The 2,680-nt window shown below is 39.4% G+C and carries 2 protein-coding genes; both read right to left on the reverse strand.

All coding sequences use genetic code 11. The features are described from left to right. The coding region (ilvB, locus tag AC3AX0_RS11090; protein ID WP_487550349.1) for a biosynthetic-type acetolactate synthase large subunit at positions 1-1,631 on the reverse strand (1,631 nt) is incomplete at its 3' end. Between the two features lie 189 nt (positions 1,632-1,820). Further along, the coding region (locus AC3AX0_RS11095; RefSeq protein WP_487550350.1) for a dihydroxy-acid dehydratase domain-containing protein at positions 1,821-2,680 on the reverse strand (860 nt) is incomplete at its 5' end.

Consider the following 2,680-nt stretch of genomic DNA (forward strand, 5'->3'; position numbering starts at 1 on the left):
ATAGGTCTTCCCGGTGGTACTATTGGGTATACTGATTCATCATGATCTATTAGACATTCTATGAATACAGTCTGTCTAAGATGACTCGATTCCTTCAATGCAAAATCAAGTTCTTCCATGGTTTCAGCACGAAAGTATTTGATTCCATAAGATTCCAAGAACATCTTGCCGTCCACGTCATCGAAGGTATCCGTTTCAGAATATCTAGCTTTACTAAACATCCTCTGCCACTGTCTTACCATTCCAAGGGAGTGATTGTTAAGTTCTATCATCTTGATAGGGAGCTTGTATCTATTAACTGTAATGAGCTCATTGTGGTTCATTCTGAAACTTGCATCTCCAGTTATCATAAGAACTTCCTTGTCTGGATTACCAACCTGTGCACCTATTGCAGCCCCCAGTCCGTAGCCCATTGTTCCCAAACCTCCGGATGTACAGAATTCACTTGATTTCTTAAACTTCCAGTACTGTCCAGTCCACATCTGATGTTGACCAACATCTGTAGTCACTATGGTATTGTCACTATAGTACTCATTGGCCTTTTCAAGTATATTTTTAGGGGTAAAAAGAGACTTGTCAGGTTCTTCTTTCTTCATTTCTTCAACTTCTTCAATCCATTCTGGCCTCTTTGCTTCATTAACCATTTCAAGAAGATTTTCAAGTATATGCGTCATATCTCCGATCAAAGGCACACAGTTCTGTGTATTTTTATCTATTTCCGTACTATCAATATCTATATGTATTATCTTGGCATTAGGTGCAAACTGATCCGGCTTTCCTATTACCCTGTCACTAAATCTTGCTCCAACGGCTATAAGTAGGTCACAATTGGTTACCGCAAGATTTGCATTAATCTGCCCATGCATTCCAACCAACCCAAGGGAAAGTTTATGATCTCTTGGTATTGTACCGAATCCCATAAATGAGTTTACTGTAGGTATTTCCACCTTTTCAATGAGCTCCATCATAAGGTCGTCATTCTTTGATATCCTTACTCCACCACCTGCATAAAGTACAGGTTTCTTTGATTTGTTTATAAGCTCAGCAGCCCTCTCGAGGGACACTTTTTCCACATATACCTTTTCCTCAACATAAACAGGCTCTTCAACTCTCTCATATTCATATTCAGCAATGAAAACATCCTTCGGAACATCTACAAGAACAGGTCCCGGTCTTCCTGAAGCGGCAACATCCATTGCCTCTCTGATTGTATGGGCAAGGTCTTTAACATCTCTTACCAAGTAATTGTGTTTTGTGATAGATAGTGTCATACCTGTTATATCCACTTCCTGGAAAGAATCCTTTCCAATAAGTACGTTTGGCACCTGTCCGGTAACTACTACCATTGGTACTGAATCCATGTAGGCAGTCGCTATACCTGTTATGGTATTTGTAGCTCCAGGTCCAGAAGTTGCAAATACTACCCCTGTCTTACCAGTAGATCTTGCATAGGCATCCGCTGCGTGTACCATGTGCTGCTCGTGACATGTTCTTATATGATCAAAATAGTCAAGTTCGTCATAAAGCGCATCATAAAGAGGTATTACAGCTCCTCCCGGATAACCGAAAATAGTGTCTACTTCCTTTTCCTTTAAACATTCTAATATAATTCTAGAACCTGAAATCTTCATATTTATCTCCTTTAAATTGTGATATTTTTCAGCTTATTAAAAACTCCTAGTGCCTGGCAATTAAGAATCTTTAATAAACCGAGAGGTCAATCCTCTCATGTTTTTTGTGTTTAAAAAGCCAGGTCTTGGCATATATATATTATACACCAAGGTCTGGCTAATTTGAGCCTAACTTTTGAATTTATACTTCTATTTACAGACCGCTCCTGTAGAACCTGAAGTTACACTTTTTGCATATTTGCCAAGGTATCCCTTGTATGTAACCTTCTTGATCTCAGTAGTTTTTCTTCTCTCATTCATTTCTTCTTCTGATACGTCAATATCAAGAATTCCTTCCTTGATGTTGATGATTAGCTTGTCGCCATTCTTAATGAAAGCTATAGGTCCACCTTCGCACGCTTCTGGAGAAACATGTCCGATTGACGCTCCTCTTGAACCTCCAGAGAATCTTCCATCGGTAATAAGAGAAACCTGCTTGTCAAGTTCCATTCCTGCAAGAGCAGATGTAGGAGTGAGCATTTCCCTCATTCCAGGACCGCCCTTAGGACCTTCATATCTTATTACAACACAGTCTCCAGGAACAATCTTGTTTGATAGAATAGCCTCAACAGCTTCTTCTTCAGAGTCATAAACCTTAGCATTTGCTACAACATCCATCATTTCTGGGGCAACTGCGGATTTCTTTACAACAGCTCCATCAGGTGCAAGTGAACCGAAGAGAACCTGGATTCCACCAGTCTCTGAATATGGTTTATCAACAGATGCAATTATCTTGTCACCTATTTTAACAGCCTTTTCTATCTTTTCACCAACAGTTCCTGAAACTGTAAGTACAGATTTGTCTATAAGACCCTTCTTGTCAAGTTCCTTCATCACAGCAGATATTCCACCCGCTGAATTAAGTTCTTCAATATGATAAGGTCCTGCTGGACTAAGCTTACAAAGATTTGGTGTCTTATGGCTTATATTGTTTATAATATCAAGGTCCATCTTAACATCAGCTTCATATGCAATTGCAGTCAAGTGAAGAACTGTATTTGTCGAACATC

Source organism: Dethiosulfatibacter sp., from assembly GCF_983023055.1.